At 33.4% G+C, this 3,077-nt stretch carries 4 protein-coding genes; all 4 read right to left on the bottom strand.

All coding sequences use genetic code 11. From position 1 onward, the window contains the following. The coding region (locus AC1DJR_RS23805) for a PTS sugar transporter subunit IIB (RefSeq protein WP_477003659.1) at positions 1–279 on the bottom strand (279 nt) is incomplete at its 3' end. 1 nt (position 280) lies between these two features. Next, positions 281–601: a PTS lactose/cellobiose transporter subunit IIA gene (locus tag AC1DJR_RS23810; protein WP_002087442.1), complete on the bottom strand. Its 321-nt coding sequence runs from the start codon at positions 599–601 to the stop codon at positions 281–283. A gap of 110 nt (positions 602–711) precedes the next feature. Further along, positions 712–2,652, bottom strand: coding sequence for a BglG family transcription antiterminator (locus AC1DJR_RS23815; protein ID WP_477003660.1), 1,941 nt, complete (start codon positions 2,650–2,652; stop codon positions 712–714). A gap of 78 nt (positions 2,653–2,730) precedes the next feature. After that, positions 2,731–3,077, bottom strand: a 347-nt coding sequence (locus AC1DJR_RS23820; protein WP_477003661.1) for a phospho-sugar glycosidase domain-containing protein, incomplete at its 5' end; no start/stop codon positions are given.

The raw sequence follows: 3,077 nt of genomic DNA on the forward strand, positions 1-3,077 counted from the left end.
CTTAAGCACTTTTACACCATCACACATGCCATAATCTCGTTGTTCTATAATTGCAACTGGTATATCGTATGATTTCGCAAGAAACTCTACCGCTGGAAACAAATACTTCACCTGTGGTCCAATTAAAACAACATCAGCATTTTTCATTTCCAGTTTCACAAGTTCTGAATCGACTGCTTTAATTTTATAATCCTTCCCTTGTTTCTTTGCCTCTTCTTGCATTTTTCTTACAACCATACTCGTTGACATGCCTGCTGCGCAACATAATAAAATGTACATATTACACTGTCACTTTCTCTTCCACTCGTTTATGAAGAGTAATAAATTCTTCAGCAAGTTCTTTCACTGTAATGGCATTCATTAAATGATCTTGTGCATGCACTAACAGTAAACTTATTTCTGCATGATTTCCTCTTGCTTCTTCTTGAATTAAGTCTGTTTGAATGCGATGAGCGGATGATATTTCTTCACTAGCAAGTGTCATCTTTTCACTCGCATTCTCAAAATCTCCTTGTCTTGCAAAAGCAATTGCTTCAAGTGCCGCGCTTCTCGCGTTACCACCATGTAAAATTAACGCAAATGGAGTTTGCATATCAGTCATTTAAAATTCCCCCAAGTTATGTTTTTTCTATATTTTTATCTTATTATGAAAACGCATACAATTAAACATAAAAAACTTCCGTTGTGTAACGGAAGTTTTAATATACTTTTTCATAATGATAGTAAGATTTCTTGAAAATCATCAACAGCTTGAGCCTGATGCAATTTTTCTATTATAGTTTGATTAGACATAATATCATATAAAAAATCATAAAGCTTTTGTAAATCTTCATTATTATTGCGCTTCACACTAAATATAATAATAACTTGTACTTTTTTATCTCCCCAGTCAATCGCCTTATCGAGTGTACAAAACATCAAAAATGTCGTATCGCTTAATAATTGCATCGGATGCGGAATTGCCACTAAGTTTCCAACCGCTGTAGGAGATGTGTTCTCTCTCTCCATAACAGAAGCATAAAAGTTTGCGGGTACATAGTTTTTCTCAGCAGCTTTCTCACATAAAAACTGAATAACCTCCTCTTTCGTAGAAGCACTACGATTTAAGAAGATCAAATCTTCCTTAATATATTGCTGCATACTATCATTCACATGTGTAAATAACTGCTTACCAATTGATTTAATCTCTTTATCATCAAATATTGAGTTTACCTTTATAACCGGAACAGGCAAACCACTCGGTATATGAATCGTACTAATAATACAATCTATTTTATCTTTATAAAGATCTTTCACTTTCAATTGATAGTACCCTGTAATACCTACAATCTCTAGTTTATCTCGGAAATGTGATAGAATTTTATATTTCAGTAGTTGTGCACTCCCTTGACCAGTTGCACAAACTAATAAACATCTTTTCTTTTGATTATTTTCCTGCAAGCGGCTCATCGCCCCACCAAAGTGAATGGCAATATAACCAATCTCACTCTCTGGAATGGATTCACCCGTATATTCACCAATTATATCTCCAACGAGAACTGCAATTTCAAAAGCATATGGATAATTTTTTTTCACTTCTGCCAAAAGAGGATTTCGCGTATTTAACTTATATTTCAAACGATTTAATAACGTTTTTAAATGAACACCAAAACCAAATAATAATTCTTCATCATAATAAAAAGTAAGATTCCGTTCTTCCGCTACTTTGAAAAGAATATGCTGCATGAATGCATATACGTCTTTCCCTAATAGCTCTTCCACATTTTCATAGCGATCTCTCGCTGTAACAGCAGTACTTAATAAATGCATCGTCACATATAAAATTTCTTCTTCTGGAAATTGAAGTTTTAGCTCTTCCCCTAAATTCCCTAAAATCTGTTTCGCAATTTTATATTCTTTCTTTATTATAAGTTCAGATTCCTCTACATGTAGTGCTTGAATGTAATGATCATCCCTGCATCTCTTTAAAGCAATCGCAATATGAATTGATAAATTATCAATTTCTATATCTGATAAATATATCGTTCCTCCCTCGATATACTTTAGTATAACTGAGCGGATGAGAGAAATATGGGGTAACGATAAATATGTGTCCGTCTGCTCATAGTTCTCATGAAACGGAGTATGGTCATAACGTGGCAAACCATATTGTGATAAACAAGAACGAATATTAAATTCTTCTCCTACAATACGTATACCATAATATGGTCTTTTTTCAATTTGTAACTCATAGCGACTGCAAATATCCGTAACATCTTTCATAATTAAGTTTACAGTAGATTTACTCACATAAATCTCTTCCGCTAGCTGTGAAAGCTTCACATACCCATCTGTCGTTAAAATACGGTGTAAAATATAAGCTACTCTTTCTTCATAAGAAGTTGGAATCTTTTCTGTCTGCTTTTGAAATACATTTACGCAAAAATCTTCAAACTTCTTAGTTTGTATAATTTCTAGTTCGTACCCATTCCCTCTTTGTGATTCAATTTTCGCTCCGYGTTCTTCCAATATATCATTTAATAATTTTATATCCTTTTGAATCGTCTTCGTTGATACGTGTAAACGSCTCGCTAAAAAAGCTCGATTTAGCATCGATTTCTCTTCTAAAAACTCCTCTAAAATGGAAATTAATCGCTGATGCACTTTTGTCATAGCTCTTCCTCTCGCTCTTTATATAAAAGGGAAAAAGCCACTGAAATCAGTAGTTTTTTCCCTTTTATCCCGCGTTCATTATTTCTTTAGCGTAAATCCAAACTTATCCCAAGCTTGTAAATAATCTAATAAGAAGATTTCTTCCTCTATAATTCGGCCAACCACATTTGTTTTTCCTGTATTTACCATATCTTTTAAAGCAATTTGCAATTCACCTTTATATTGGCCATATTGCTCATTATCAATTAAAAGATCACCGCGCTTAATTTCGCGCGTATTATGCGGTTTAAACTCTTCTTTTTTATATTTCACACGACTCTGTGTAGAACGAATCATATATTCAGATACATCCCCGCGATAAAAATGAGGTTCTTCTAATACGATAATTCTTTCTAAATCTGTTGTTGTATCGTATAGTTCTATAT

It is taken from the genome of Bacillus sp. 05T31 (assembly GCF_056396725.1).